The organism is Neolewinella aurantiaca (assembly GCF_008014675.1).
In the GTDB taxonomy this organism is placed as follows: domain Bacteria; phylum Bacteroidota; class Bacteroidia; order Chitinophagales; family Saprospiraceae; genus Neolewinella; species Neolewinella aurantiaca.
In genome coordinates, this window is sequence record NZ_VOXD01000013.1 from 66,487 (window position 1) to 92,618 (window position 26,132).

The following is a 26,132-nucleotide window of genomic DNA, read 5'->3' on the forward strand; positions in this document are numbered from 1 at the left end:
GGAAAGAAAGGAAACGTAAAGTGAAAAGGCCAAATACCGTTACCGTGGCCTGAGAAATTTTGCGCGGTCGAGGCTTCGTTGTAAAATTCGTTCGTAACTCTCCGGCATCAAACGGGTAATCTTGTCGATCAACCTGGCGTCGGAGCCGATAGTAATTCTGCTTTTACCACGCTTTATTCCGCTAATAATGATTTCTGCGGCCTGCGATGCGGTGGTCTTAGCCAATTTGTCGAAACGGGTGACGAAGCGCTCGTGATCGGTCTCGTTACTTACCAACGCGTGGCGGGCTATGTTCGTTTTGATGCCGCCGGGATGAACGCAAACTACCTGCAATCCGGTGCCCCGCATCTCCACGCGGAGGGTTTCTGTGAAGCCCCGGACTCCAAACTTGCTCACACAATATGGTGCCTGACCGGGGCAACCCATCAGCCCGAATACGCTGCTGATATTCACCAGGCAGCCATCGCCGTGCTCGCGCAAGTGAGGCAGAAAGGCCAATGAACCGTAAATCACACCCCAGAGGTTCACCTGTAGAATCTTTTCGTAATCTTCAATGGTTCCGTAAATCACCGGGGTGATCTGCTGGGTCAGTCCGGCGTTGTTGAATACGACGTCGATTCTGCCAAGGGCTTTGCGCGCCGCGCCGGCAAAACCCTCAACGGCCTGCCGATCTCCGACATCGAAAGCTTCCATGTAGCCGCGGGCTGCCTCGGGTAATTCTTCCCAGATAGCCATCAGGGAGTCCTGGTTCCAATCATTGAGGACAAATATGGCGCCCTCCCGGGCAAGCTGTCGGGCCAGTTCGCGCCCAATACCCGAGCCGGCGCCGGTAATGACGACTACTTTGTTTCGGAAGTTTTGCATGATGATCTCTTAATTTTAAAGGGCCGGGCCTCACTCACATATAAAGAGAGCAACTTCAGTAGGTTGCATTTGGGCGCAGGCGCAGGTGCAAGGTAAGGGTAACGGAGCAAAGGCCCCTTTTTACACCGGTACACAACCCGTCTGGAGGCCCGTCAACCATTAAACAGGCCGTTGAGTGCTGGTAGGCTTTCGGGGCTGGAATGGTGTTCAAGCGGTAGTTCAACCGTAGTTAAATGAGGACTTGAGCAGGGCAGCCAGAACCGATAAAACACTGCAGCCTGCTACCATAGCCAGGTTCAGACAAGCTACTTGCTTGCCTGCGGTTATTCCTGAATTACTACGGCAGCGGCAGTCTCATATTTGCTGAAGTCGCTGTAGCCAAACAGTTTCATTGCGTCTTCACGGCTGAGCTGAATATCGGGGAATTTATAACCCTCCGGGCAGGCGTAGCGCCCCGATGCCTGCAGGGTGATCTTTTTATCGGGATGGTCGGGTAAGAAGACTTCGATTTTCTTGCGAAAGAAAATCCCCGACTCGCAAACGTTGGCGTAGCCGCTGAAGGGCTGAACCTCCCGCTCGGGGATGCTGACTTTCACTTCCTGCGCCTGGTAAGACCACGGGCCGAGCCGCTTGTCCCGCAACTCCCGCAGCTCGCGGGAGGCGGCCGACTCATACTCCAACTCGGTAAGCTTACCGGCCAGGTCGGGATCCGCGAAGTGAAAAAGTTCGTGCTCTTCTTTTAGCCAGTTGGTCGCTCCTGCGGCAGAGTACTCCTTGCTGAAAATCTTACCCATCAATGTCTCGTCGTCGGCCATGTCTTTTTCCAGATCGATGACAAGTTCGGCGTCGCCGTACTTCCAGCGGATGTCGGTGGTTTTAGCTTCGGTACCGGTAAGCCCCCAGCCGATGGCAAGGCCGGAAAGCAGACAAACGATGGCGAGAATGATTGTTTTGGTGGTCGACATAAAATACGGGCGGTCAGAAAGTTTGGCCTAAATGTACGTACCAGTAGGTTGGAACCAGCTCGCCCTGCCCTTCAACTTGCCGGGAACCTGCGGCCGCGCCGTCAGGAAACCATTGTCCATACTCAGCTAACGCCACCCGGAAAAACAAAAACCGGAGCCGACACTACTGCCGACTCCGGGTGGTTTGGGGATGATCCCGTATCAAAATAATGCAGGATCTAATTGTTCGTCGCAGAATCAACGAGGCCTTCGAGCGCAGTGCGCATCGTGGAGATGGCCTCGAGGTCATCTCCGATGTCATGCCGGTCGGCGATCCATTCCGGATCGTTGTAAGCAAGCGTGGTGCCATTGCCGTTGTCGTACACGAGTATTTTTACCGGGAGGTCGATACTGGCGGTTTGGTCTTCCTGCATGAAAGGTGTACCCACGGCAGGGTTGCCGAAAATGATGAGCTTACTGGCGGGAAGCGAGAGCCCAACGCTTGCGGCGTTGTCGGAATGATCAAGCTCCGCAACGATGGTGAGGTTCGCGTTGCTGGCAATGGCGGCCTGCAAACGGTTATAGACAACCTCCACGCTATCGGTGGATGTCGTCATAACGATTCCCGTATTTTCACTAACGGTAACATCAATGGAGTTGGAGACCTGCTCGCCGGTGTTTTCCTCGACGAAGCTTTGGAGAGCATTGCCGATGTTGGTGAGTTCTCCGTTGTCGGTAAGATCGTAGCGGCTGGCCAGGTATTCGGTAGAGTTGTAAGCCACAATCACGTCGTCGTCTCCGGCCTGGTAGAAAGCGATCTTCTGCGGCAGATCGAGCCCGGCAAGCATGTTTTGCTGCATGAGTGGCGTGCCGAGTGCTGGGTTGCCAAACATTATCACCCGGGTGGGGCGGAGGGTCAATCCTGCGCCGGAGGCGTTAGAAGCATGGTCTACTTCGGCAATGATGCTGACGGGGCCGGCGGCCTCGATGTCGGCCTTCACATTATTGTAGATATCGGAAAGAGATTCATCTTCATCCTCAACGTAAGTTAAGCCGGTAGCGTCTACGGGTTCTTCGCCGGTAACAAAATCGATGACGTCGTCATCGTCGTTGCAGGCAAATACAGAAAGGGCAAGAAAAGAGAGGAGTAATAGTTTGCTGAAATGCATTTTATGTACGATTTTAAGGGGTTAGTCGCTTCTGTTGAAGCGTAAGTGCACCCTTAATGGTTCGTGCTTTTTTGCCGGAAAACTATTACTCCGTCGTTCTAAAAGGTACTTCCGGGATTTTCCTTTTCGCTGAGGAACTGCTCGGTCTTCGCCCGTTCTACCTTATTGTAAAGCCGTTCCGACTCGTGGCGGTCACGCGTGACCTTCGCCAGGGTGAAGCACGCGCTGACCGTGAAAACGAAGCCCATGGCGAGGAAACCCTTGGTGGCCAGGCTGCTTTCGAGGAGGATAATGCCCGCCATGGTACCAGCGGTGGCCAGTACAAAGGCGATCCACGCCATGTTAAAGAAGGACTTGCTGTTGGAATGGTCGATAATGGTATGACTCATCGTTCAGTATTTTGCGTAGCTGTCAATAATCGGCAAACGACGATCTCGGCTACTGGTTCAGGGGCAAAACTCCGACCGGATTTTGTTAAAACCATGGGGTCATCGATGAAACAGGATGAGTTCTCGACCAGTAAAAGCGAAATCTCGTTGAATGCACTTGACGGAGATAACGGTTTCAGGGTCAGTCCACAATCATCCCTTCGCCCACGAGTTCCTGCTGCTTCATGTGTACCGGCAGGTCCCGGTATTCGTACTGCTGCGTCCGTAGCTGCGGCCGGAAACCGGCCTCGGCGATGGCTTCCTGGATGCCATCGGCGGTGAAGCGCCAGCGTGCTCCGGCGGCAGAAACTACGTTCTCCTCGATCATGATGGAGCCGAAGTCGTTGGCCCCGGCGTGGAGACAGAGCTGGGCGACTTCTTTGCCCACCGTAAGCCAGCTGGCCTGGATGTTGGTTACGTTGGGGAGCATGATGCGGCTTAGTGCGATCATTCGGATGTATTCGTCTCCGGTAACGGTGTTGCGGGCACGTTTGATTTTTTTGAGGATGGTGTCTTCGTCCATAAACGGCCAGGGGATGAAGGCGAGGAAGCCTTTGGCGTGAGCTGGCTTTTCAGACTGTACCTGCCGCATCCGCACGAGGTGATCCATACGCTCCCAGTTGGTTTCGATGTGGCCAAACATCATGGTGGCGGAGGTGGTGATGTCTAACTGATGCGCTGCGCGCATCACGTCGAGCCATTCTTCGCCTCCGCACTTTCCTTTGGAGATAAGACGGCGAACGCGGTCGCTGAGGATCTCGGCTCCGGCACCGGGGAGGCTGTCGAGCCCGGCTTCCTTCAGGGCTTTGAGCACGTCGTAGTGGCTCATCTTTTCGAGCTTAGCTACGTGAGCGATCTCGGGCGGGCCGAGGGCGTGGAGCTTCAGGTTGGGGTAAAGTTCCTTCAGCTCGCTGAAGAGCTTGCAGTAGTAATCGAGGCCCATATCGGGGTGGTGGCCACCCTGCAGGAGGAGCTGCTCTCCGCCGAAGGCGAAAGTCTCTTCGATCTTGGTCTTGTACTCCTCGATGGTAGTAATGTATGCTTCCTCGTGGCCGGGCCGACGGTAGAAATTGCAAAACTTACAGTTTGCAATACAGACGTTGGTCGTGTTGGAGTTCCGGTCGATGATCCAGGTTACATCTTTCCTGGGCACAGCTTCGAAGCGCAGCTGGTTGGCGACGTACATCAGGTCGGCAGTATCTGCGTTTTCGAGCAGGAAAACGCCTTCTTCGGCGGTAAGCCATTCTTTGTTGAGGGCGCGTTCGAGGAGGTCAGCGGAGATCATAAGGTTGAGTTGTGGCTAATTCAACAAGCTTTACGGAAGTAGGTTGTGGGAACTTTCATTTTTTATTGAAAGTTTGCCTGGTGGAAGGGAGTCTGACGGGCCAACCGGCCGTTTTTATCTCGTCTTGTTTTTGGGGCAATCGGAGTAAAATTCCTCCACCGTCAGAAAACGATTCGCTTCAGGATCACGTCTACCCGCCGGTTACTGAGTTTTCCTTCCCAGGTTTTGTTGTCGAAACTCGGTTCGTCTTCTCCGAGGGGGAGCATGCGCATCATTTCTGGCGGCAACGGGTAGGCGATGAGGCGGTCGCGGACGGTGCGGGCACGAAAATCGGACAGGCGGAGGTTGTACTCGCGGTTGCCGATGTCGTCGGTATGGCCCTGAATTTCGATTTCGTAGGCTTCGAGGTTGGGGATCTCGTCGAGGAATTGTTTCAGGCGGGCGCCTTCTTCGGGGACGATGTAGTAGCTGCCGCCGCCGAAAAAAATACTGTGGATGTGGTCCTGGTCGGCAGGGGAGGCCAGCGGTTGACTTTGGGCGCTGACGCAGGTGCAGAGCAAGGTTATCAGGAACAGGTAGAAGCGCATGGGTGGGGGCTTTAGCTGTAATTTACGAATAGTCTCCAACTCGGTCTCCCGGGAAACGCACCCTGCACCTGCGGCCCCGCCTAAGCACCGAACACTTTGCCGTAATAAATGCGGGATACCAAAGTGACGATGATGGCCAGCAAAGAGAGTTGCAGCCACCCGTCTCCGTGGTCGACGTGCGCCGCCTGGGCCAGTACTGCGTCGAAGAAGAAGCCGGCGTAGGCCCACTCGGTCAGCACCCTGACCTTACGGGTAAGGATCGCTGCCACGCCGAGGAGTTTCGCGGCGGCCAGCGGAGCCACCAGCCATGTGGGGAAGCCCAGCTCCGGGAAAAAGCCGGAAATCATCTCGTAGTTGAGGATGTACATCCCCGCAGAAAAGGTGAAGATCAGGCAGGTCAGACCCGTAGCAACCCAGTAAATGATTTTGTCTGATTTCATTTCGTATTCTTTTCTGCAAGTATAGGTAAGCCCCGGTTGGGAAGACACCGCTATGGACGGAACTTGTCTGTTCTGGACATACGGGCGCAGGCCGAATCCGCTTGGGCAGAGGAAGGGGAGCACACCGTAAACTGCTCACCTGATGCTAGTGCTCTGTCAAGCTCATATTTCCGGGTTAGCTGCGGTGTCTTTTGGCGGCTGACTTCGTTACTCAAATCCTCACTTAGCTACGGCTAAGCTCCGGTTTGAGCGCCTTGTCAGTCACCAAAATCTACCAGCACCCAACCTGGAAATTAAACATTGACAGAGCACTAGTTGCTAATTAACAGCGGATTAACCCTTACCTTTGCGCGCCCAAACCAAACGCATCCCTTTTCCCTATGATCACCTACGTAAATGGCCCCATCGCACATAAGACGCCCAGTTTTGTGGTGATCGAGGCCGGCGGTCTTGGCTACCACATCAACATTAGTCTCTACACTTACACTAAAATTGAAAAAGCAGAAAAAGCAAAGCTGCTGACGCACTTTCACGTAAAGGAAGACCAGCAGACGCTTTATGGCTTTTACGACGAGACGGAGCGGAGCCTTTTTCGTCTGTTGATTGGGGTGAACGGGGTTGGCCCGAGCACGGCCCTGGTGGTGCTTTCTAGCATGAATCCGGACGAGTTCCGTAGTTCCGTAATCGGTGAGGACGTGAGCAGTATCCGCAAGGTAAAAGGCATCGGCCCCAAAACGGCGCAGCGCATCATTCTGGACCTGAAAGACAAGATGATGAAGGAAAGTTTCGATACTCCGACAATGCTCTCTCCCCAAAGCAATACCCAACGTGCCGAGGCGTTATCTGCTCTGGTAAACCTTGGTTTCGGTCGTCCGGCTGTACAGCGTGCTCTGAATCGGGTGTTTGCTGCAAAACCGGACATCGGGACTTCGGAGGATATAATAAAACTCGCTCTGCGGGAATTGTCTTCCTAAGCTTGCACATTTTGCATTGTGATTTGCCGGAACGAACCGGCCTCCCTAATCTTAAAATTGATCCTCGGAACACGCTTATGCCTAACTGTTTTCGTTTCCGATGGACTGCCCGCAATTTCCCCGGGTCTTTGGTAAGGATTGATATATGAATAAGACGCTACTTTTCCTACTTTGTTGTTTCGCCATCAGCTCGCTTAACTTCGCTTATGCTCCCCTCTTTACTGGCTTCGATAAGGAAGAGGAGGACGCCGTAATACAGCTTTTCAAGAAAATTACCTACCAGCCGCTGCCGGACAAGGTGAAAAGTGAAAACCTGCCCGGGTACATAGACCCTGCAGGTTTGGCAACGACCTTATTCCCCTTGGGAGGAGCCGCGGATACCATCCCTCCGATTCAGGACCGTGACCGGGACTTCATCACCGATCCCAACCGTAACCCGGTCGACCTGCGTGACCCCGCCAACGTAACCCGTACCGTAGAGTACGATCCCGCCACCGGCAACTACATCGTACGGGAAAAGATCGGTAACCTCGATTTTCGTCCGCCTACAACCCTCACCTTCGAGGAATACTTCAAGTACCGCGAAGAAAAAGACAAGCAGGATTACTTCCGCTCTCTCGGAGGCGTTGGCCTCGGAGATGCTTCCGTTACCGCCACCGACCCACTCGATGAAATCGAACTCGATCCCGACCTGATAAATAATCTTTTCGGTGGTACTGAAATCGACATCCAGCCGAAGGGTGGGGTAGACCTGAGCTTCGGGGTCAATTACCAGTTTCAGGACAACCCCTTTATCGTAGAACGTTTCCGGAAGAATACGATCTTCGATTTCGACATGGACATCCAGATGAACGTGACCGGCCAGATCGGCGATAAGCTGAAGCTTAACACCAACTACAATACCGGAGCGACCTTCAATTTCGACAACCAGATCAAACTCGATTATAACTCCGAAGCTTTCAGCGAAGACGACATCCTGCGCAAGATCGAAGCGGGTGATGTGAGCCTGCCGCTGCGTGGTTCCCTGATCGAGGGCGCACAGTCGCTCTTCGGGCTCAAGACAGAACTTCAGTTTGGTCACCTGAAACTTACTGCCATCGCGAGTCAGCAAAGGAGCCAACGCGAAAAGCTTACCATCGAAGGAGGCGCACAACTCGCCGAATATGAGGTGTACGCCGACAGCTACGACGAGAACCGTCACTTCTTCCTGAGCCACTTCAACCGTAATGTGTACGAAGAAGCCCTGTCTAACCTGCCCCAGATCAACTCACTCTTCCATGCTGAAAATATTGAAGTATGGATCACTAACGATCGTAACGATGTACTCGACGTGCGGGACATCGTCGCCTTCGCCGACCTTGCTGAACCAGACGCAGACTTTCTTACTAACCCGGATGCCGTTCGTCCTTTTGGGTCTCCCGAATACGAGCAACTTTGCCCCAGCGACGTTTCGTTGCCAGACAACGGAGCCAACGACCTTTACAGCAAACTGGTCAATGCCGGAGATCAGGTGCGCGACATCGATCGCGCGGTTTCCACCCTTCAGTCTGCCCGTTTCGGCCTGGAACCGATCCGTGACTTCGAGAAGGTCTCGGCGCGTAAACTGACCGCCCGGGAATACACCGTGCACCCAGAGCTTGGTTTTATCTCCCTCAATATCAATGTTCAGCCAGATCAGGTAGTCGCAGTTTCTTACCGGTATAAATACAACGGCAACATCTTCAAAGTAGGTGAGCTCTCCGTAAATACCGACAACTCCAACAACGGTACTCTGAGCAATACTACCAGCTCTCAGGAAGACACCAGTGCCTTTGCGAACCAGGTGCTTTTTACCAAAATGCTGAAGTCATCAACCCAGCGCGTAGGCCTTCCTACCTGGGACCTGATGATGAAAAACGTTTACTCCCTCGGAGCCTATCAGGTGAATCAGGAAGATTTCCGGCTCGACATCCAGTACGAAGATCCGGGCGAGGGCTTTAAGCGCTTCCTCCCCGTTCCGGTCGATGGAATCCCCGGTCTGCCCCTCATCCGTGCCTTCAACCTCGACCGGTTGAACACTCAGCTTGACCCTGTTCCGGATGGGGTCTTCGATTTTGTTCCCGGTATCACGATCAACCCGACAACGGGCCGCATTTATTTCCCTGTTCTGGAACCCTTCGGTTCCGACCTCGCTGAACTCCTCGACCCTGAGGACCGTGACCAATTCGTTTACCAGGAGCTTTACGACTCCACAATTTTCCAGGCACAGGAATTCCCGGAAAAGAACCGTTTTGCGATTCGTGGTTCCTACAAATCTTCGGTTCAGTCGGAGATCAGCCTCGGTGCCTTCAATATCCCCGCAGGCTCGGTTCGGGTAACAGCTGGTGGAGCCTTGCTGGAAGAAGGGCGGGATTACTCGGTCGACTACAGCACAGGCCGCGTACGGATTCTCAACGATGCAATTCTCAGCTCCGGCGTACCGATCAATGTTTCCTTTGAGGACAACACCGTCTTTAGCCTCCAGACCAAAACGATGCTTGGTTTACGGGCCGACTACGAAGTCAGCGATAAACTCAGTCTTGGTGGTACGTTCATGCAGCTCTTCGAACGGCCGTTTACCCAGAAAGTAAACATCGGTGAAGACCCGATCAACAACAAAATTTACGGCTTTGACGCGACCTTCCAGACCGAGTCCGGCTGGCTTACCCGTATGGTGGATAAACTGCCCTTGTTCAGCACGAGCGCACCGAGTAACATCAGCCTAACGGCCGAAACGGCCTGGCTCAGACCAGGCCACAGTAAGGCGATCAACAAAGCGCAGGGAGAAAAAGAAGGTATCGTTTACCTGGATGATTTTGAAGGAACAGCAAGCCCGATTGACCTGAAAACCCCGGTACAGTCTTGGTACCTCGCCTCGGTGCCTCAGAATGATGCGGGCAACAACAACCCGCTCTTCCCCGAAGCCCAACAGGAAGGCCTCGTTACGGGAGCCAACCGGGCCCTTCTGAACTGGTACCGTTTGGAGCCTAACTCGAGGACGGGAGTAGAAGGTGCAGACGAAAACGTTTACACAAGCGCCGTTCCGCAGCAGGAGGTATTTCCTAACCTGGACATCCCACTCAGCCAGCGGGCACAGACCCAGTTCTTTACCTTCGATATGTCCTACAGCCCGAACATCCGGGGTCAGTACAACTTCGATACTCCTGCCGGCTACCCTGGTTTTACTTCTGGTGCTTTTCTGGAGAACGATCCTATCTCTCCGGTCAAACTCGTTGATCCTGAAACGCGCTGGGGCGGAATCATGCGCGAGATGCGCACACCAGACTTCCAGAGTTCGAACATCGAATTTATCGAATTCTGGATGCTATCTCCCTTCCTTGATCCTAATAACGCAAACCTGCCGGCTGATGACGGTGTGGATAAGCAGGGTACTTTATACATCAACCTCGGTAACGTAAGTGAAGATATCCTGAAGGATAGCCGGAAAGCATTTGAAAACGGCCTCCCGGGCCCCATCAACCCTAATCGTCCGGTAGACGAAACGGTCTGGGGGCGGGTGCCGGTCTCGCAACAAATCACATTAGGCTTCGACAATGATCCCGCAACCCGCGAGTTACAGGATGTAGGGCTGGACTGTATCGGAGACTCGCTCGAACAGATAACGTTTAGTGAATACCTGAATGCGTTTGCAGGGTTGTCCGCCGGTGGATTTCAGGCGCTGCAGGCTGACCCCTCTAACGACAACTTCTACTATTTCAACAACGACCGGTATACAGCAGGGGACGACCTCCTCACCCGCTACCGGGGATGGAACGGTATGGAGGGGAACTCGGCTGCTAATACAGGTTCTTCCAGTAGCTCCGTTCGGGAGAGTACAACCAACCTCCCCGACGCGGAAGACCTTAACCAGGACAACACCCTGAATGAATCCGAGAGTTACTTCCAGTACGAAATCCCGTTCGTACGCAGCGGGACTGATGCCCGGGAGTTCGACCGCGAAGCAACACCATTTATTACCGATCAGCTGGAAGCAGCTAATGGCCGCATCTGGTATCGTTTCCGCATCCCGCTGAACTCCGACCAGAAAACGGCCGTAGGTGGTATCCAGGATTTTCGTTCCATCCGTTTCATGCGGATGTACATGCACGATTTCCGGGCACCGGTTACCCTTCGCTTTGCCGAGTTCGAACTCGTGCGGAACAGCTGGCGGCGGTATACCCGCGATTTCCAAAGCGGGCCTGCTATTGGTGGCGAAGGCTCCACGGAGTTCAACATCGACGCAGTAAACATCGAAGAAAACAGTAGCCGCCAGCCGTTCAACTACGTGCTACCCGCCGGCATCCGGCGTGAGCAGAGCCTGGGTGTAGTGAACACCCTGCAGAACGAGCAGTCACTCACGATGAAGGTGCAAAACTTACAGCCCGGCGCCCGCCGTGCCATCTTCAAGTACACAGATACCGACCTGCGGGTGTACGACAAGCTACGCATGTTTGTTCACGCCGAGGCACTCGGCGATAGCCGGTTCCAACGGCCGGATACCGGTCAGCTGATTCTCTTTATGAGAATGGGCTCCGACTTTGAGCAGAACTATTACGAATACGAAGTGCCGTTGGAACTATCGGACACCAGTGGCCTCCAAATGATTTTGGATAGCCTTGGTGATGCGAACGCCCAGAACCAATACCTCAACGGGAGCGCGTATTCCGAAGAGGTCTGGAAGCCACGAAACGAGGTGAACCTGCCGCTGGAACTGTTGCGCGATCTCAAATTGGAGCGAAACAATACCAACGTGCCACTAAGCCAGGAATATTCTCAGGAGTTTGAACCCTTTACGGACCCGGACGAGTACGGGGCCGCAGACCCGATACGTAATGTTCGCCATACCATCAGGGTAAAGGGTAACCCCAACCTGGGCTACGTCAAGGTGTTCATGATTGGTTTGAAAAACCGGGATGACCTGAACAACAACGGTATCAGCTCGGAAGTCTGGATTAACGAACTCCGCCTGGAAGGGCTTGACGAACGCGGAGGCGTGGCTGGTATCGCCCGCGCCGACATTCAGCTTGCCGACCTCGGGAATATCACCGCGGCAGCAAACTACAGCAGCATCGGATTCGGTGCACTCGACGACAATGTAACTGAGCGTAACCGGGAGTCGACTTACGGCTATGACCTGGCGGGTAACTTCGCCCTCGATAAATTCCTGCCCCAAAAATGGGGCGTCCGGTTGCCGCTTTACCTGCAGCACAGTAAAACGGTAAGCACGCCCGAATACGATCCCTACGATCTGGACATCAAGCTGGAGGACAAGATCAACGCCACCGACGATTCGAACATTCAGGATTCCCTGCGGGAACAAGCGCGGGAAATCAATAAGATTTCCGCGCTGGCGCTCAATAACGTAGGCATCACGCCGGCGACAAGGCGAACCAAACCGAGTCCGCTCGATCCCGCCAACATCAGCGTCAGCTACGGAGTAACCAAAACCGAACGTTCCGATCCATTCATCGAAAGTGAGGTCGTTAAAGACCATACGGGAGCTCTGGATTACACCTTCAGTCGCGGACGAGGAGGCTCCATCGAACCCTTCAAAGGGATCAAGAGCAAGTACCTGAAACTGATCAGCGAAATCAACATCAATCCGTTGCCGAACAGTTTCACGTTCGCAAACGTGATCAACCGAAGCTTTGCTACTACTAAGTACCGCTTCGCCGATGTTAACCCCGAGTTCAACACCTTCTATAACAAACGCTTTACCTGGGACCGGACCTACGATGTTCGCTGGGATCTGACCCGCAGCATTAAACTCGGGTTTAACGCCAACATGAGCGCGACGATAGACGAACCGGACGAGAACCGACTGCTTCAGTTTGACGAGGCTGAGCGTGATCAGATCAGAAAAGACAGTATTTGGGAAAACCTCCTTAACGGTGGCCGACCGAAGTTGTACACTCACGGTCTCAACGCCAGCTACCAGCTGCCGCTGCGCTACCTGCCGTTCCTCGACTTCGTAGACGTAAGGGCCAACTACCTGGCGAATTATACCTGGAATGCTTCGCCCCTCAGCCTGACGGGCGAAGACACGCCGGGAGGAAGCTCCCTGGGTAATACGATCCAGAACAGCCAGAGCCGGCAAATTACGGCCAACCTGAATTTTGAAAAATTCTACGACCAGTTCGATTTCCTCCGGCAAATCAACCGGCCGCAACGCCGCCGGCCAACTACCCGGACACGGACCCGCAACGAAGATCCGGACAGTAAAGAAGAACCCAAAAAGAGGGAACGAACGAAATCATCGGGGCCAAGTGCCACTACGCGGGCGCTCATCCGTCCGTTGCTCGCGCTGCGAAGCGTACGGGTGAATTACAGCGAAGATTTCGAGACGGTGATCCCCGGCTTCCTGCCGGAACCGGATTTCTTCGGGCAGAGCGCAGGCTTCAAATCTCCGGGATGGGGCTTCGTTGCAGGCTTCCAGCCTAAAATCAGAGAACTGGCCCAATCGGACTGGGGCGGATCAGATGACTACCTCAATGAACTGGGCGAAGACGGTTACCTGACCGTAAACCCGCTCTTTAGTCAGGAAGTAATCCAGAATTACACCCGCCGCTGGGATGGATCGGCGACCATCGAGCCCTTCAAAGACTTCCGCCTGGAACTGTCCATCGACCGGACTTTTACCGAAAATTACAGCGAAACCTTCAAGGTGCTCTCAAAAGACCCGACGCTGCAGTTCTTCAACCATACCATCCCGATTCGGGATGGAGCACTGACTTTCTCTAATGGTGGAGCCAGCTCGCTGTTTAAGCAGGATACAACGGTTCTGAATGACCTGTTCGAAACCTTCGAGGCCAACCGCCTTGTGGTCAGTCAGCGACTCGGGCGCTCCGGCGATAACCCCAATACCCTACACTCGGATCCGTTGCTGGCCCAACAGGGCTACGCCTTTGGCTACGGCCCGAACCAGCAGGACGTTCTGCTGCCCGCCTTCCTCGCCGCTTACCGGGGCGAAGACGCCAACACGGTCAGCCTGAATCCTTTCGATCTGAAGGCAAGCCCGAACTGGCGTTTCAGCTGGACGGGACTGGACAAGATCGGCAACCTGGGCGAAATCTTCCGTCGCGTAAATATTCAGCATGGTTTCCAGTCAACGTTCTCCATCAGCAGCTACGGCACGAGCCTTGACTACCTGGACGCGCTGTCTGAGGCCACCCAGCCGGAGTTTATTGGCTACGATACCGTAAGCCTCAATTACTTCCCACGGATCGAGATTCCGAACATTACTGAGTCGAAGTCTTTTGCTCCGCTCTTCTCCATTGAAGCGGAAATGCAGAACGGTTTGTCGGTCAACTTCGCCTACCAGAGCCAGGATAACCGTAGCATCAATATCGTGAATAAGCTGCTGAGTGAGCAGGTCTCTAAGGAGGTTGTAGGCGGATTTGGCATTGTACTCAGCGACGTACAGATCGGCTTCCTGCAGGGCAAGACGAAGAAGCGAAGATCGTCGCGCGAGCAGGAGGAGCAATCGCAACGCGGTGGCCAGCGACGGGGAGGAAGTTCTTCCGGAGGGCGCCTGAACGTCAGTGATATGGACGTTCAGTTCAATTTCAGCCTGCGTGATGGTAAAACCTACGCGAGTACCCTGAGCACATCAGACCGGCTGATCGTAGAAGGTAGCCGGGTCTTTACCCTCGCGCCTTCCGTCGAATATCAGGTCAACAACCTGCTCAGTCTGCGGGCCTTCTTCGATTACCGGAAGACGACACCGTTCAACCCGCTCGGCTTCCCGCAAACAGCGGCTAGTGGAGGTATGGTGGTCCGGTTCCAGCTCCAGTAGGCATTGTGCCAAAAAGGAAATGCGAGGATGACTCAGGTCGTCTTCGCATTTTTTTTGCGCGGTCGCAGGTGCAGTGGAAAGGTTAATGGGCCTGGTGATTCCCTTCGGGCACGTATGGTTACCGTTGGAGTCGTGCTTATTACGGCAGGATTTCAGCAGAAGTCGTAATCTCTCTTGAAGAGCCATCTTCCCCATGCTTCAGCCTCAGTACCACCGTGCTGTCGGGTAACAAGTCTTCAACGACGGCTGGCCATTCTACGAATATGGGATAGTCTTCATGTCCGGCGAAGAGTTCTTCCAGGCCAGCGTCCAGTGCTTCCTGAATTGAATTGAGGCGGTAACAATCGAGATGGTATACGGGGCCGGAGGTGGTCTCGTACTGGTTTACGATGCTGAAGGTGGGGCTGGAGGTTGGCTCCGTTACGCCAAGTTGACGACACATCTCGGCAACGAGCGTCGTTTTGCCTGCGCCCAGTTCGCCCAGCAGAGCGTAGGTCCGGTTACGGCCCAGTTTCTCGATCAGTTGGGCAGCAAGTGCAGGGATGTCATCCGTAGTGTAATGCATGATGCGAAGGTACAACGGCTGTCCTTTTCAGAAACCCGCGCTGCACCTGCGGTCGCGCCCGTATTGCCCCGGTAGCTGATGTCGTATTACTGTTTTGCCGCATGGGTACAACCGGAGATTGAAAACGCGGTAGCGCTACAAGCCGGTAAGACCGTTATCTTTGCCGAATGCACAGATCAGGTTTTGTAAACATCATCGGCCGGCCAAACGCCGGAAAATCAACCCTCATGAATGGCCTCATCGGCGAACGGATGAGTATCATTACGGCTAAGCCGCAAACGACCCGCCATCGCATTTTCGGGATCGTGACGGGCGAGGATTTTCAGATCGTTTTCTCCGATACACCCGGTGTGATCGAGGACCCGAACTACAAGATGCAGGAAATGATGAATCGCTACGTGAACACCACGTTCGAAGATGCCGATCTCATGATCTACCTCATCGACCCTCAGGAGGAATACAGCGAAGATGACCTGTTGGTGGGGAAACTGCGCCACAATAAAGTGCCGCTGTACCTGGTCTTCAATAAGTCTGACCTGATGAGTTCCACGAAACTCAAGGAAATCAATAAGCAGTTTAAAAAGTGGCTGAAGCCCGAGAAGGTGTTTATGATCTCTGCCCTGAAGGGAGACGGAGTTCCTGAACTTCTCGAAGCCATCAAGGAGCAACTACCCGAAGGCCCGAAGTACTTCCCCGACGAACAATTGACCGACCGCTCGGAGCGCTTTTTCGTCTCTGAAATCATCCGCGAGCAAATCCTGGAGCAGTACCACCAGGAAATCCCCTACTCCGTAGAGGTCGACATCGAGTCTTTTCAGGACAGCGAAACGAAGGACGGGCAGGAACTCGCCCGCATCAGTGCCCTGATCTACGTTTCCCGCAAAAGCCAGAAGCCTATCCTTATCGGCAAAGGCGGCAAAGCCATCAAGGAGCTCGGTTCCCAGGCCCGGAAGCGAATGGAAGAGTTTTTACAACGCAAGGTATTCCTGGAGCTCCACGTCAAAATCCGTGAAGACTGGCGAGACGATGAAGACGCGCTGAAAAGGTTCGGTTACGAACGGTGAGTGAGTTTGGAGTCGGGAGTCAGGGAGTCGGGAGTCTGGAGTCGCTACCGCGAGCGGCTTTTGCGGCAGCGACTCCCGACTCCCGACTCCAAATTCCCGACTCGTAGTACTCCCGACTCCTTTACTGCCTGTAAGCGAGTAAGCGTAGCGCTGCGAGTGGTGTTTGCGGCAGCGACTCCCGACTCCCGACTCCCGACTCCCGACTCGTAGTACTCCCGACTTTTTTACTGCCTGTAAGCGAGTAAGCGTAGCGCTGCGAGTGGTGTTTGCGGCAGCGACTCCAAACTCCCGACTCCCGACTCCCAACTCCCAACTCGTAGTACTCCCGACTTTTTTACTGCCTGTAGGCGAGTAAGCATAGCGTCGCGAGTGGTGTTTGCGGCAGCGACTCCCGACTCCCGACTATAAACTCCCGACTCGTAGTACTTCCGACTTTTTTACTGCCTGTAAGCGAGTAAGCGTAGCGCTGCGAGTGGTGTTTGCGGCAGCGACTCCCGACTCCCGACTCCCGACTATAAACTCCCGACTCGTATTACTTCCGACTTTTTTACTGCCTGTAAGCGAGTAAGCGTAGCGCTGCGAGTGGTGTTTGCGGCAGCGACTCCCGACTCCCGACTCCAAACTCCCGACTCGTAGTACTCCCGACTTTTTTACTGCCTGTAGGCGAGTAATCGTAGCGTCGCGAGTGGTGTTTGCGGCAGCGACTCCCGACTCCAAACTCCCGACTCCTTTACTGCCCCGCTACCACCACGACAATTTCTCCCTTTACTTTCCCCTTCGCTTCGTAATGAGCCTTCAGTTCAGGCAACGGGGCTGTGGTGATTTCTTCGTGAAGTTTTGAAATTTCCCGGGCAACGCAGGCGGTGCGGTCTTCGCCGCAGAATTCCATTAGTTGGCCCAGTAGTTTTACGATGCGGTGCGGGCTTTCGTAGAGGGCAAAGGTATTGGGCAGGTCGGCGAGGTATTTGAGCCGGGTTTGCCGGCCTTTTTTGTGAGGCAGGAAGCCTTCGAAGTGAAATTTATCGCAGGGGATGCCACTTGCGGCGAGGGCCGGCACGAAGGCTGCGGCGCCGGGCAGACAACTCACTTCCACGCCGGCTTCGCGGCATGCCCGCACGAGTAAGAAACCGGGGTCGCTGATGCCGGGTGTTCCGGCATCGGTGATCAGGGCGTACGTCGCTCCGTCTTTCAGTTCGTCGACCAAACCGGGTACGATGCCGTGTTCGTTGTGGGCGTGGTAGGCACGCAGTGGCGTTTCGACGCCGTAATGTTGCATCAGGGGGCGGCTGGTTCGGGTGTCTTCGGCCAGAACCAAATCGGCTTCCATCAGCATCCGGACGGAACGTTGCGTGATGTCTTCACGGTTACCGATGGGAGTAGGAACAAGGTAGAGCATAGTGAGCGCTTTGCTTTTTACAGGAGGGGCAAAGGTCGGCTATTATTGTTCCATGTAATAACGGGAGGTCCGGCGGACGATTTCGACGGTTGCCCCGAAGGCAACGTGGCCGGCCAGGTTTTGAAATTTGTCCTTAGCGATGTCCTTTGCTGCTGCGGGCATAACTCCCATGGCGGGAACGGCCAGTTGCTGAACGGTAGCGAATACGCCTCCTCCGTCTTCTGCGGAGGCTTCGGTTTTAGCTTCGGGCATCGCTTCTACGATCAGGCCATAAACGCCGCCCATCAATGCGCCAATCCCGACCTCGATGATGGCTGCTGCTGCATTTTCGCCGTCTTCGTCGAGATCGATTCCCGTAAGTTCTTCGGCTTTGTCTACCAGGTTATCGGCTACCTTATCTTCGATCTGGTCGGTATTTGGGGCCGCGTAGTGATCAACAGCCATCTTCACCGCCACTCCGGCGATACCCCCCAAGACACCAGCAAGAAAACCCCGGCCGTAATTCTTGGGGCCAGTATGTTCTGTTTTACGCATGAACTCTTCGACGGAATCTATGCTGCCGCCGGAGAACTGTTGAATCATACTGGTATCCCCGCTGCTTACAGCGTCCTTTACGGTGTCAATAAGGGTGTCTACTATGGAATTGGCCATGTTGTGTTGAGCTTATGCTATACTTAACCGTCTGTTACGATTCAGGTTCGCTGAATTCGGTTGCAAGTTACTGTATGCAGCTTTGTAACGCCCGTAACCGTACCTTGCAATCAGCAACCTTTAACTCATATCGCTATGCTGCTAGACCGTGTAATTGAACTTGGCCTGGAGGCCGCCGATAAATTCCCCCGCCGCCGCCGTGCACCCTGGCCGGCTCAGGAAAGAACGCTTAAGAAGCTACTGAAAAAGGCCCGTAAAACGACTTTCGGAAGGGCTTACGGTTTCAAGGGGCTACTGGAAGCCGAGGATATAGTCGCCGCGTTTCAGCAACGCGTACCTCTGGTGGATTACAACGGAATGTTCAAACCATGGTGGGAACGGGTTTACGAAGGTGAACAGGACATCACCTGGCCGGGAGGGACCGAGTACTTCGCCATGAGCAGTGGAACGAGCGACGCTAATACCAAATACATTCCGGTTACCGAGTCCACAGTGAAAAGCATCAGCCGGGGAGCTTTCAGGATGTTCGCTTCTTTTCCCGACTACGGGTTGTCTGAAGATGTCTATACTGCATCCTGGCTGGCTATTGGGGGCACTACTCAGCTCACCAGGCAGGGCCGCCGGCGCTTCGGCTATCTGAGCGGCATCAACGCGCGTGAGCAGCCGTTATGGGCCCGGGGGTTCTATAAGCCCGGACGACGCATCGCCCGGATCGAAGCCTTCGATGATCGTGTCGAAGAAATTGCCCGCAATGCTCATAAATGGAATATCGGCATCATTGTCGGTATCCCGCACTGGGTGCAGATTACCCTTGAGCGTATCCTTGAGATCCATAACATTGAGCACATCTCCGAAATATGGCCAGACCTGGAACTCTTCGTTAGTGGGGGAGCCGATTACAAAGCCTATGTGAAAAGCTTCGACCGCCTGATCGGTCACCCGATCAAGTACATGAATACCTATCTGGCAAGTGAAGGGATGTTCGCCTTTCAGCGGTCGGCTGATGCGCAGGGGATGCAGCTGTTGCTGGACAACGGCATTTTCTACGAATTCGTCCCTTTCAATGATTTGAATTTTGACGACGAGGGAAACCTGCGCCCTGGCGCAAGAGCACTCACGCTACGTGAAGTGGAGCGGGATAAAGAGTACGCAATGCTCACGACTTCATGCAGTGGTGCCTGGCGCTATATGGTAGGCGACACGGTCCGTTTTCTCGACGTCGAAAACGCAGTCATCACGATTAGTGGCCGTACGAAGCATTACATCAACCTGGTTACGGAGCACCTCACCGTCGACAACATGAATGCTGGTGTCGTAGCCGTTGAACACGCGCTGAATGTGCGCATTCCCGAGTTCACCATCATCCCGGTGAAAGAAGACCAATACGTGGCACATGAATGGTACCTGGGCAGCAAGGATGAACTCGATGCCGAAACCATCCTGCCGGTTCTTGACGCTGCGCTGGGCGAAGTGAACGATGATTACAAATCGGAGCGGAAGACATTGCTTCAGATAAAGGTCAATACCGTACCGCTCGGCCATTTTTACGAATGGCAGCGCCTTAGTGGTCAGGTAAACGGCCAGAGCAAAATTCCGCGGGTGCTCAAAGGCGCGGCCAAAGACCGCTGGCTGGAACTGGTGAAGGGAGCCAAGAAAAGCTGACCGCCGGCATAAGTTGTTCTGGTTATAACTCAGTAATCCATTCACTCCAGCTGCCGGGGTAGAGCAGCGGCAGCTTTCCATACGCGTGCGTATAGGCCAGAATGTTATGGCAAGCGGTTACTCCGGAGCCACAATAAAAAACATTGTTTCCGGCATCTGCCCTTAGGCCCGAAAACCGGATCTTCAGCTCATTTTTGCTTTTCAACTTTCCGTCTTTCAGATTTTCCGGCCAGGGTAGGTTGATGGCGCCTTCGATGTGTCCGGCTACGGGATCGATCGGTTCTTCCTCGCCGCGGTAGCGGGGGGCGGTACGCGAGTCGATTACAGTATAACTCTGATCATTGCGCAGTACGTCAATTTGGGCGCGGTCGCGGGTGCAAAGCGGGGAATAAGGAGCGAGGTGAGGAGCAGCCTTGTCTACTGCTGCGGGCCATTCATTGTTTCCGGCTTCGAGTGGGTAAGCAGCCGCCCAGGCCTGGATGCCTCCATCGAGTACCGCTGTGTTCTTGTGTCCGATTACCCGGAGCATCCACCAGAGGCGGGCTGCTATCCCGCCACCTTTGTCATCATAACATACCACTTGGGTGTCCTCGCTTAGCCCGAACCGGCTGACGAAGACCGCAAAGGCGTCCATGTCCGGCAAAGGATGCCTCCCTGTTTCTCCTGAAATGATCGCTCCGGAGAGGTCGTCGTCGAGGTGTAAGAACCACGCCCCGGGGATGTGCATGTTTTCATATTTCGTCCTGCCCGCGCCTGTATCGGACAGCTCGTGCCGGCAGTCAAAGAATAGTGCCTCGTCTGATAGGAGAAAAGCGTTTTCGGCAGAAATGATGGTAGTATGCATGATGCAAAGTACGGTTCCTTTACCATTTTTTGCACCTGCGCTCCGTCGCCCGCATGGGCTGTTGCCGGGAATTACCGACGGGCATTAAAAAAGCCCCGCCCGACGTGAAGTCGAACGGGGCTTGATTCTTTCAAGGCGTGAGACGAAAATTACTTCATCTTCTGAGCAATCTCGACGATTTCGTAACCTTCGATTACGTCACCCTCTTTGATGTCGTTGAAGCCTTTGATGTTAAGACCACATTCCATACCTGCGCGAACTTCCTTGACGTCGTCTTTGAAGCGTTTGAGGCTGGCCAGTTCGCCAACGGCGCCTTCCTTGAGCGGGAAGACAACGATACCGTCGCGAATGATACGGATGAGCGTGTTGCGGGAAATTTTTCCTTCCTCCACGTAACAACCGGCAATGGTACCGATCTTAGAGATCTTAAAGGTCTCACGAACTTCCACCTGGCAGACATTGCGCTCTTCCTTGGTCGGTTCGAGCATGCCTTCGATGGCGTCGCGAATCTCTTCGATGGCCTGGTAAATGATGGAGTAAGTCTTGATTTCCACTCCTTCGCGCTCGGCGAGTTTCCGGGCAGAACCACTTGGGCGAACCTGGAAACCAACGATGATGGCGTCGGATGCAGTTGCGAGCAGGATATCGGAATCGATAATCTGACCAACAGCCTTGTGAATAACATTCACCTGAACTGTTTCCTGACTCAGCTTGATCAGGGAGTCAGCGAGTGCTTCTACGGAACCATCCACATCACCTTTAACGATGAGGTTAAGCTCTTTGAAGTTTCCGAGCGCCAAACGACGTCCGATCTCGTCGAGAGAGATACGCTTGCTGGCACGGTTGGCCTGTTCGCGGGAGATTTGAGCGCGGCGGCCTGCCAGTTGGCGGGCTTCCTGTTCGCTTGGCATCACCTTAAGCATTTCACCGGCTTGCGGTGCACCGTTGAGGCCGAGAAGGAGAGTCGGGCTACCGGGTCTCACTTCTTTCACCCGTTGGTTGCGCTCGTTGAACATGGCTTTCACACGTCCGCTGTGCTCACCGGCCACGATGATGTCCTGAATGCGGAGCGTACCGTGGTTGACGATGATTTTGGTAACGTAACCACGACCGTGCTCCAGAGATGCTTCCACAATGGTCGCTCCTGCCGGGCGGTCAGGGTTGGCTTTCAGTTCAAGAACTTCTGCCTCGAGCATGATAAGTTCCATAAGGTCTTCGATGCCGATACCTTTGAGAGCTGAAATGTCTGCACTCTGGTACTTACCACCGTAAGCCTCGATTGGGTAACCCATCTGGGCAAGTTCTCCTTTGATCTTGTCGGGATTCGCTCCCGGCTTATCAATTTTGTTGATCGCAAAGATCATCGGTACGCCGGCGGCCTCAGCGTGGCTGATGGCTTCCTTCGTTTGCGGCATGATGTCGTCATCAGCTGCAATAATGATCACGGCGATGTCGGTTACTTTGGCACCACGGGCACGCATCGCCGTAAAGGCTTCGTGACCAGGAGTATCCAGGAAGGTAACGCGTTTGCCTTCTTTGGTTTTTACTTCGTAAGCACCAATGTGCTGTGTGATACCACCTGCTTCGCCTTCGGTTACGGAAGCGTTGCGGATGTAATCGAGCAAGGATGTCTTACCGTGGTCTACGTGACCCATTACAGTAACGATAGGCGGACGCTCTTGGAGATCATCCGGCTCATCTACCCACTCGTCTTCTTCTTCGATGTCTTCTTCCGCGGAGATGAATTCTACCTCGTGCTCAAATTCTTCAGCTACGAGTTCGATGATCTCGGCATCGAGGCGCTGGTTGATGGAAACGATCACTCCTGCATTCATACAGGCCATGATTACGTCACCTACACCTACGTCCATCATGTTCGCCAATTCCTGGGCGGTGACGAACTCGGTTACCTGAAGCTTATCGGTGGTGCGTTCCGCCTCGATGGCTTCCTGACGTTCACGGATACGTTCGCGGTTATCCCGACGTTGACGTTGACGTTTTTTCTTGCCGCCGCCGCCCTGGAGGCGGGCCATGGTGGCTTTGATCTTATCCTCGATTTCCTTGGCGGAAACTTCGCGGGGCTCGTTGCTGCGGCTATTGCCGCCGGTGCGGCCTCGGCCACCACCGGTGGAGCGACTACGGCCGCCACCACTATTGTTACCTCCGGTGCTTGGCCCGGTGGTAATCTTTTTGCGTTTACGCTTGCGCCGTTCGCCGTCGCCGGAGTCTTTCTTCTCTGGCTTCTTGATCTCGATTTTGCCCATCACCTTCAGTCCTCTCAGGTTGGGTGCATCGGCACGCATCACAGTAGGACGGTTGGAAATGGTTTCGGGAGCTTTGGGCGCAGGAGTGGCCGGGGGAGGCGTTGGGGCCTTTGCCGCTGCCGGAGGAGGCGTTTGCGCAGCCGGCTTGGGAGCCGGCGCTTTAGCCGCAGGGGCTTGCTTAGCCGCAGGTTTCGGAGCAGGCTTCTGGTTCGACTTCTTTTTCTTTGGCTTAGCTGCTCGTTTAGCGGCGTCCAAATCAATGGTTCCGATAACCTTAAGGCCCGGGCTCTTACGCTCAATGTGTGTATCCGACGCTGGCTTAGCAGCAGGCGGGGCAGGCTTGGGCGTTTCCGCCGGTGCTGGCGGAGGAGTCGGTGCCGGAGTCTCCTGTTTAGGAGCAGGAGGTGCCGCCGGTGTTTCCACTTTAGGGGGAGCTGGCGGAGGTGGTGGTGGCACGGCTCCAACTACAGGTGGTGGCGGTGGCAACGGACGCCCGGCAGCGGGTGGCGGTGGGGGCGGCGGCGGTGGGGGGACGGCAGTAGGACGCGTATTGAATTCTAACTTGTCCGCTTTCTTCTTGTCTTGCAACGCTTTGGCGAACGCTTCACGCACTACGTTCTCCATATCCGGCGTCAGTTTTGCCGTGGGTTTGTTTTCCACTTCAAAACCTTTACTGGACAGGTGCTCGACGAGAGTCGAGGTGGCCACGTTAAGTTCGTTCGCTACTTTAATTAGTCGTTTACTCATTCGATCTTTTAAGCACGGCAATATTTAACCGCGGAGTGCTGCCGCGGGGCGATTTAGAAAAACCCTAAATAGCCGTGATTTTTCCCCTTTTCAACACCGCGTTAAAGGGAAGGGCTTCCCAAACAATTTTCGGAAGCGCTGCAAAGATAAGATAAATACTGCTACATAACACACAGCAGTTTCTATCATCAACTTGCTTAAGGTAACAACCTCGCGATTGTTAATGTTTGAAGCCTCCTTGATTACTTAACATCACGAATACCGTTTTTGGTTGCATTTCATGCATTTCAACGGAGTTTGACGGGTGATAAGCTGGCTTTGCTTCGCGCCCAGTGGCGGTTCCCTGAGGCTTTTTCGCTAGTCACTTTAGGGGCAACTAAGATTATAAAACCGCACCATGACCTGAATCATGATGCGGTTTTTTACAAATAGATCGCTGTCTGGCGCCTATTCTTCTTCGGGAGCTGCAGCATCTTCGACAGCATCGACCATGGCTTCTTCAACGGGACTTTCCATCTCGCCTTCCTCGGCGCGGGTTTCCGGTATGGCGGTTTCGGTTGCTTCCAGATCCCGTACTGTTTCGGGAGCTTCAGCAGCAGGGCCTTCGGATGGCGGAACCTCGGCCGCAGCAGCAGGTGCTGTGGTTGCGGCGGGCGCGGGGCCTTCCACGTCGTCGAATTCTGCGGCGAGGACGGCAACTACGTTGCGAACGGTCTCTTCCTCGAGGTCAGTACGGCGAACGAGTTCGTCGACACTCAGTTCGAGTACTGAGCGGGCGGTGTCGCAACCGATCGACTTGAAGGCATCAAGTACCCACATTTCGATTTCGTCTTTGAACTCTTCGAGGTCTACGTCGTCGATTTCAACTTCGTTGTTACGGTAAACGTCGATTTCGAACTCTACCAGGCGGCTGGCAAGTTTGATGTTCGTACCACCTTTACCGATAGCAAGGCTGACCTGATCGGGCTCGAGGTAAACTTTGGCACGGCGGCCTTCCATATCGAGGTCGATCTGGGAAACGCGCGCCGGCGTAAGGCTACGTTGGATGTAAAGGCTTGTGTTGTTGGTGTAAGGAATTACGTCGATGTTTTCCTGGTTCAGCTCCCGGACGATACCGTGAATACGTGAACCTTTCATACCTACACACGCGCCAACGGGGTCGATGCGGTCGTCGTAGCTTTCCACGGAAACCTTCGCCCGTTCTCCGGGGATGCGAACGATGCCCTTGATGGTAATCAGGCCATCCTCGATTTCGGGAACTTCCTGCTCCATGAGTTTGGCGAGGAAACGCTCGTCGGTGCGGGATACGATAACAACGGGGTTGTTGTTGTTGCGCATTTCGACCTCCTTGATGATGCCACGAACCATGTCTCCTTTACGGAAGTAGTCGCCACGGATAGTCTCAACGCGGGGCATTACGAGTTCGCGGCCATTGGCGTCGTCGATCACGAGAATTTCGCGTTTCAGAATCTGCTGAACTTCGCAGAGAACCAGATCGCCTTCGCGCTCAGTGTACTGCTTGTAGAGCTCGTCTTTTTCGAGATCCATGATACGGCTGATGAGCGTTTGGCGTGCAGCCATGATGGAGCGGCGGCCAAAGTCTTCCAGGAAGAGTTGTTGATAACATTCTTCACCTACTTCGTAGTCGTCATCGACAGCCAGGGCCTCTGAGTAAGAAATTTCGGAGAGCTCGTCGGTAACCTCGCCGTCGGGTACGATTTCGCGTACGCGCCAGAGTTCGAGGTCGCCGCGGTTGGCGTTCACGATGATGTTGAAGTTCTCGTCGGTGGTGAACTTCTTTTTGATCAGGGTGCGGAAAACGTCTTCGAGAACCCGTACCATGGTAGGGCTGTCGATTGATTTACCGGAGCTGAAGTCCTTGAATATTTCAACTAAATTCATAGCTAGAAACTGATTTTTACTTTTGCTTTTTTAATGTCGGCGTAGGCGATTTCGGTTTGTTGAACAACCGTTTTTTTGCGTTTGCCTTCCTTGACGCGCACTTTGGCTTCAAGGGTTATTTTCTCGTCGTCGGCAGCGATCATCTGGCCTTCGTGGTCTTCACCTTCATTGGTGGTCACCTTCATCTTACGGCCGATGTTTTTTACGTATTGGCGCTTGAACTTCAGCGGTCGGTCTACACCGGGGCTGCTGACGTTGAGGGTGTATTTTTCGCCGAGAGGCTGCTCCTCGTCGAGGTAGGCTTCCACAAAACGGCTGATCTGCTGACACTTTCGGAAGGTCATGTCGGAGTCGGCATCGACGAAGATTTCCAGCTTGACGGTCGTCTGCTTTACGTCGACGATGAAACAATCGGTGAAGTCTTCGCTGGTGGCGAACATTTCTTCCAGCATGTTGGTAACGTGCTCTTCCATTGGGACAATGCTTTAAAACCATTCATTGCACCTGCGTCTGCGCCTGAAAATACTTTGGCT

The 26,132-nt window shown here is 54.1% G+C and carries 17 protein-coding genes and 1 pseudogene; 4 read left to right on the forward strand and 14 right to left on the reverse strand.

All coding sequences use genetic code 11. The features are described 5' to 3' along the window. Window positions 1–39 precede the first annotated feature (39 nt). The 7 genes from FUA23_RS10045 to FUA23_RS10075 form a co-directional block, all read right to left on the reverse strand. Window positions 40–864 (reverse strand): SDR family NAD(P)-dependent oxidoreductase, encoded by an 825-nt coding sequence (locus FUA23_RS10045; protein ID WP_147930610.1) that lies wholly within the window; start codon window positions 862–864, stop codon window positions 40–42. A gap of 323 nt (window positions 865–1,187) precedes the next feature. After that, the gene (locus FUA23_RS10050) at window positions 1,188–1,829 is read right to left on the reverse strand and encodes a hypothetical protein (RefSeq protein WP_147930611.1); all 642 of its coding nucleotides are present in this window, start codon (window positions 1,827–1,829) and stop codon (window positions 1,188–1,190) included. 218 nt (window positions 1,830–2,047) lie between these two features. Continuing rightward, window positions 2,048–2,977 carry a DUF302 domain-containing protein gene (locus FUA23_RS10055; protein WP_147930612.1) on the reverse strand — a complete coding sequence of 310 codons (930 nt, stop codon included), beginning with the start codon at window positions 2,975–2,977 and terminating at the stop codon, window positions 2,048–2,050. Window positions 2,978–3,075: 98 nt separating this feature from the next. Next, a complete protein-coding gene (locus FUA23_RS10060; protein WP_147930613.1) occupies window positions 3,076–3,366 on the reverse strand; it encodes a YiaA/YiaB family inner membrane protein in 291 nt (96 codons plus the stop codon). Window positions 3,367–3,547: 181 nt separating this feature from the next. Next, entirely contained in the window at window positions 3,548–4,690 is a 1,143-nt protein-coding gene (gene mqnC / locus FUA23_RS10065) for a cyclic dehypoxanthinyl futalosine synthase (protein WP_147930614.1), read from the reverse strand. 161 nt (window positions 4,691–4,851) lie between these two features. After that, the gene (locus FUA23_RS10070) at window positions 4,852–5,277 is read right to left on the reverse strand and encodes an OmpA family protein (protein ID WP_147930615.1); all 426 of its coding nucleotides are present in this window, start codon (window positions 5,275–5,277) and stop codon (window positions 4,852–4,854) included. Window positions 5,278–5,357: 80 nt separating this feature from the next. After that, window positions 5,358–5,717: a DoxX family protein gene (locus tag FUA23_RS10075; RefSeq protein ID WP_147930616.1), complete on the reverse strand. Its 360-nt coding sequence runs from the start codon at window positions 5,715–5,717 to the stop codon at window positions 5,358–5,360. 380 nt (window positions 5,718–6,097) lie between these two features. Here FUA23_RS10075 and ruvA point away from each other — a divergent pair, with 380 nt between their 5' ends. Beyond that, window positions 6,098–6,691, forward strand: a complete 594-nt coding sequence (ruvA, locus tag FUA23_RS10080) for a Holliday junction branch migration protein RuvA (RefSeq protein WP_147930617.1) — start codon at window positions 6,098–6,100, stop codon at window positions 6,689–6,691. Window positions 6,692–6,836: 145 nt separating this feature from the next. Then, window positions 6,837–14,504 carry a T9SS outer membrane translocon Sov/SprA gene (gene sov, locus FUA23_RS10085; protein WP_147930618.1) on the forward strand — a complete coding sequence of 2,556 codons (7,668 nt, stop codon included), beginning with the start codon at window positions 6,837–6,839 and terminating at the stop codon, window positions 14,502–14,504. 139 nt (window positions 14,505–14,643) lie between these two features. Here the strand turns inward: sov and tsaE are convergent, their stop codons facing one another. Then, on the reverse strand, window positions 14,644–15,069 hold the full coding sequence (gene tsaE / locus FUA23_RS10090) for a tRNA (adenosine(37)-N6)-threonylcarbamoyltransferase complex ATPase subunit type 1 TsaE (RefSeq protein WP_147930619.1): 426 nt from the start codon (window positions 15,067–15,069) through the stop codon (window positions 14,644–14,646). A gap of 167 nt (window positions 15,070–15,236) precedes the next feature. Here tsaE and era point away from each other — a divergent pair, with 167 nt between their 5' ends. Next, entirely contained in the window at window positions 15,237–16,133 is an 897-nt protein-coding gene (era, locus tag FUA23_RS10095) for a GTPase Era (RefSeq protein WP_147930620.1), read from the forward strand. Between the two features lie 730 nt (window positions 16,134–16,863). On the opposite strand, the gene rsmI is transcribed toward era, so the two are convergent. Both rsmI and FUA23_RS10105 read right to left on the reverse strand, forming a co-directional pair. Next, on the reverse strand, window positions 16,864–17,529 hold the full coding sequence (gene rsmI, locus FUA23_RS10100; protein WP_147930621.1) for a 16S rRNA (cytidine(1402)-2'-O)-methyltransferase: 666 nt from the start codon (window positions 17,527–17,529) through the stop codon (window positions 16,864–16,866). Between the two features lie 42 nt (window positions 17,530–17,571). Beyond that, a complete protein-coding gene (locus FUA23_RS10105; protein WP_147930622.1) occupies window positions 17,572–18,180 on the reverse strand; it encodes a hypothetical protein in 609 nt (202 codons plus the stop codon). A gap of 135 nt (window positions 18,181–18,315) precedes the next feature. Between FUA23_RS10105 and FUA23_RS10110 the strand changes: the two genes are divergently transcribed. Beyond that, window positions 18,316–19,842 (forward strand): GH3 family domain-containing protein, encoded by a 1,527-nt coding sequence (locus FUA23_RS10110; RefSeq protein WP_147930623.1) that lies wholly within the window; start codon window positions 18,316–18,318, stop codon window positions 19,840–19,842. Window positions 19,843–19,864: 22 nt separating this feature from the next. Here FUA23_RS10110 and FUA23_RS10115 read toward each other — a convergent pair whose 3' ends face one another. The 4 genes and pseudogenes from FUA23_RS10115 to FUA23_RS10130 all read right to left on the reverse strand — a co-directional run bounded on the left by FUA23_RS10115 (window position 19,865) and on the right by FUA23_RS10130 (window position 26,072). After that, window positions 19,865–20,686: a sulfurtransferase gene (locus FUA23_RS10115; RefSeq protein ID WP_147930624.1), complete on the reverse strand. Its 822-nt coding sequence runs from the start codon at window positions 20,684–20,686 to the stop codon at window positions 19,865–19,867. A 149-nt stretch (window positions 20,687–20,835) separates the two neighbouring features. Beyond that, window positions 20,836–23,697: a translation initiation factor IF-2 gene (infB, locus tag FUA23_RS10120; protein ID WP_147930625.1), complete on the reverse strand. Its 2,862-nt coding sequence runs from the start codon at window positions 23,695–23,697 to the stop codon at window positions 20,836–20,838. Between the two features lie 672 nt (window positions 23,698–24,369). Beyond that, window positions 24,370–25,599 (reverse strand): annotated as a pseudogene (gene nusA, locus FUA23_RS10125) (transcription termination factor NusA); the annotation flags it as partial. A gap of 2 nt (window positions 25,600–25,601) precedes the next feature. Beyond that, a complete protein-coding gene (locus tag FUA23_RS10130; RefSeq protein ID WP_147930626.1) occupies window positions 25,602–26,072 on the reverse strand; it encodes a ribosome maturation factor RimP in 471 nt (156 codons plus the stop codon). Between the last annotated feature and the right edge of the window lie 60 nt (window positions 26,073–26,132).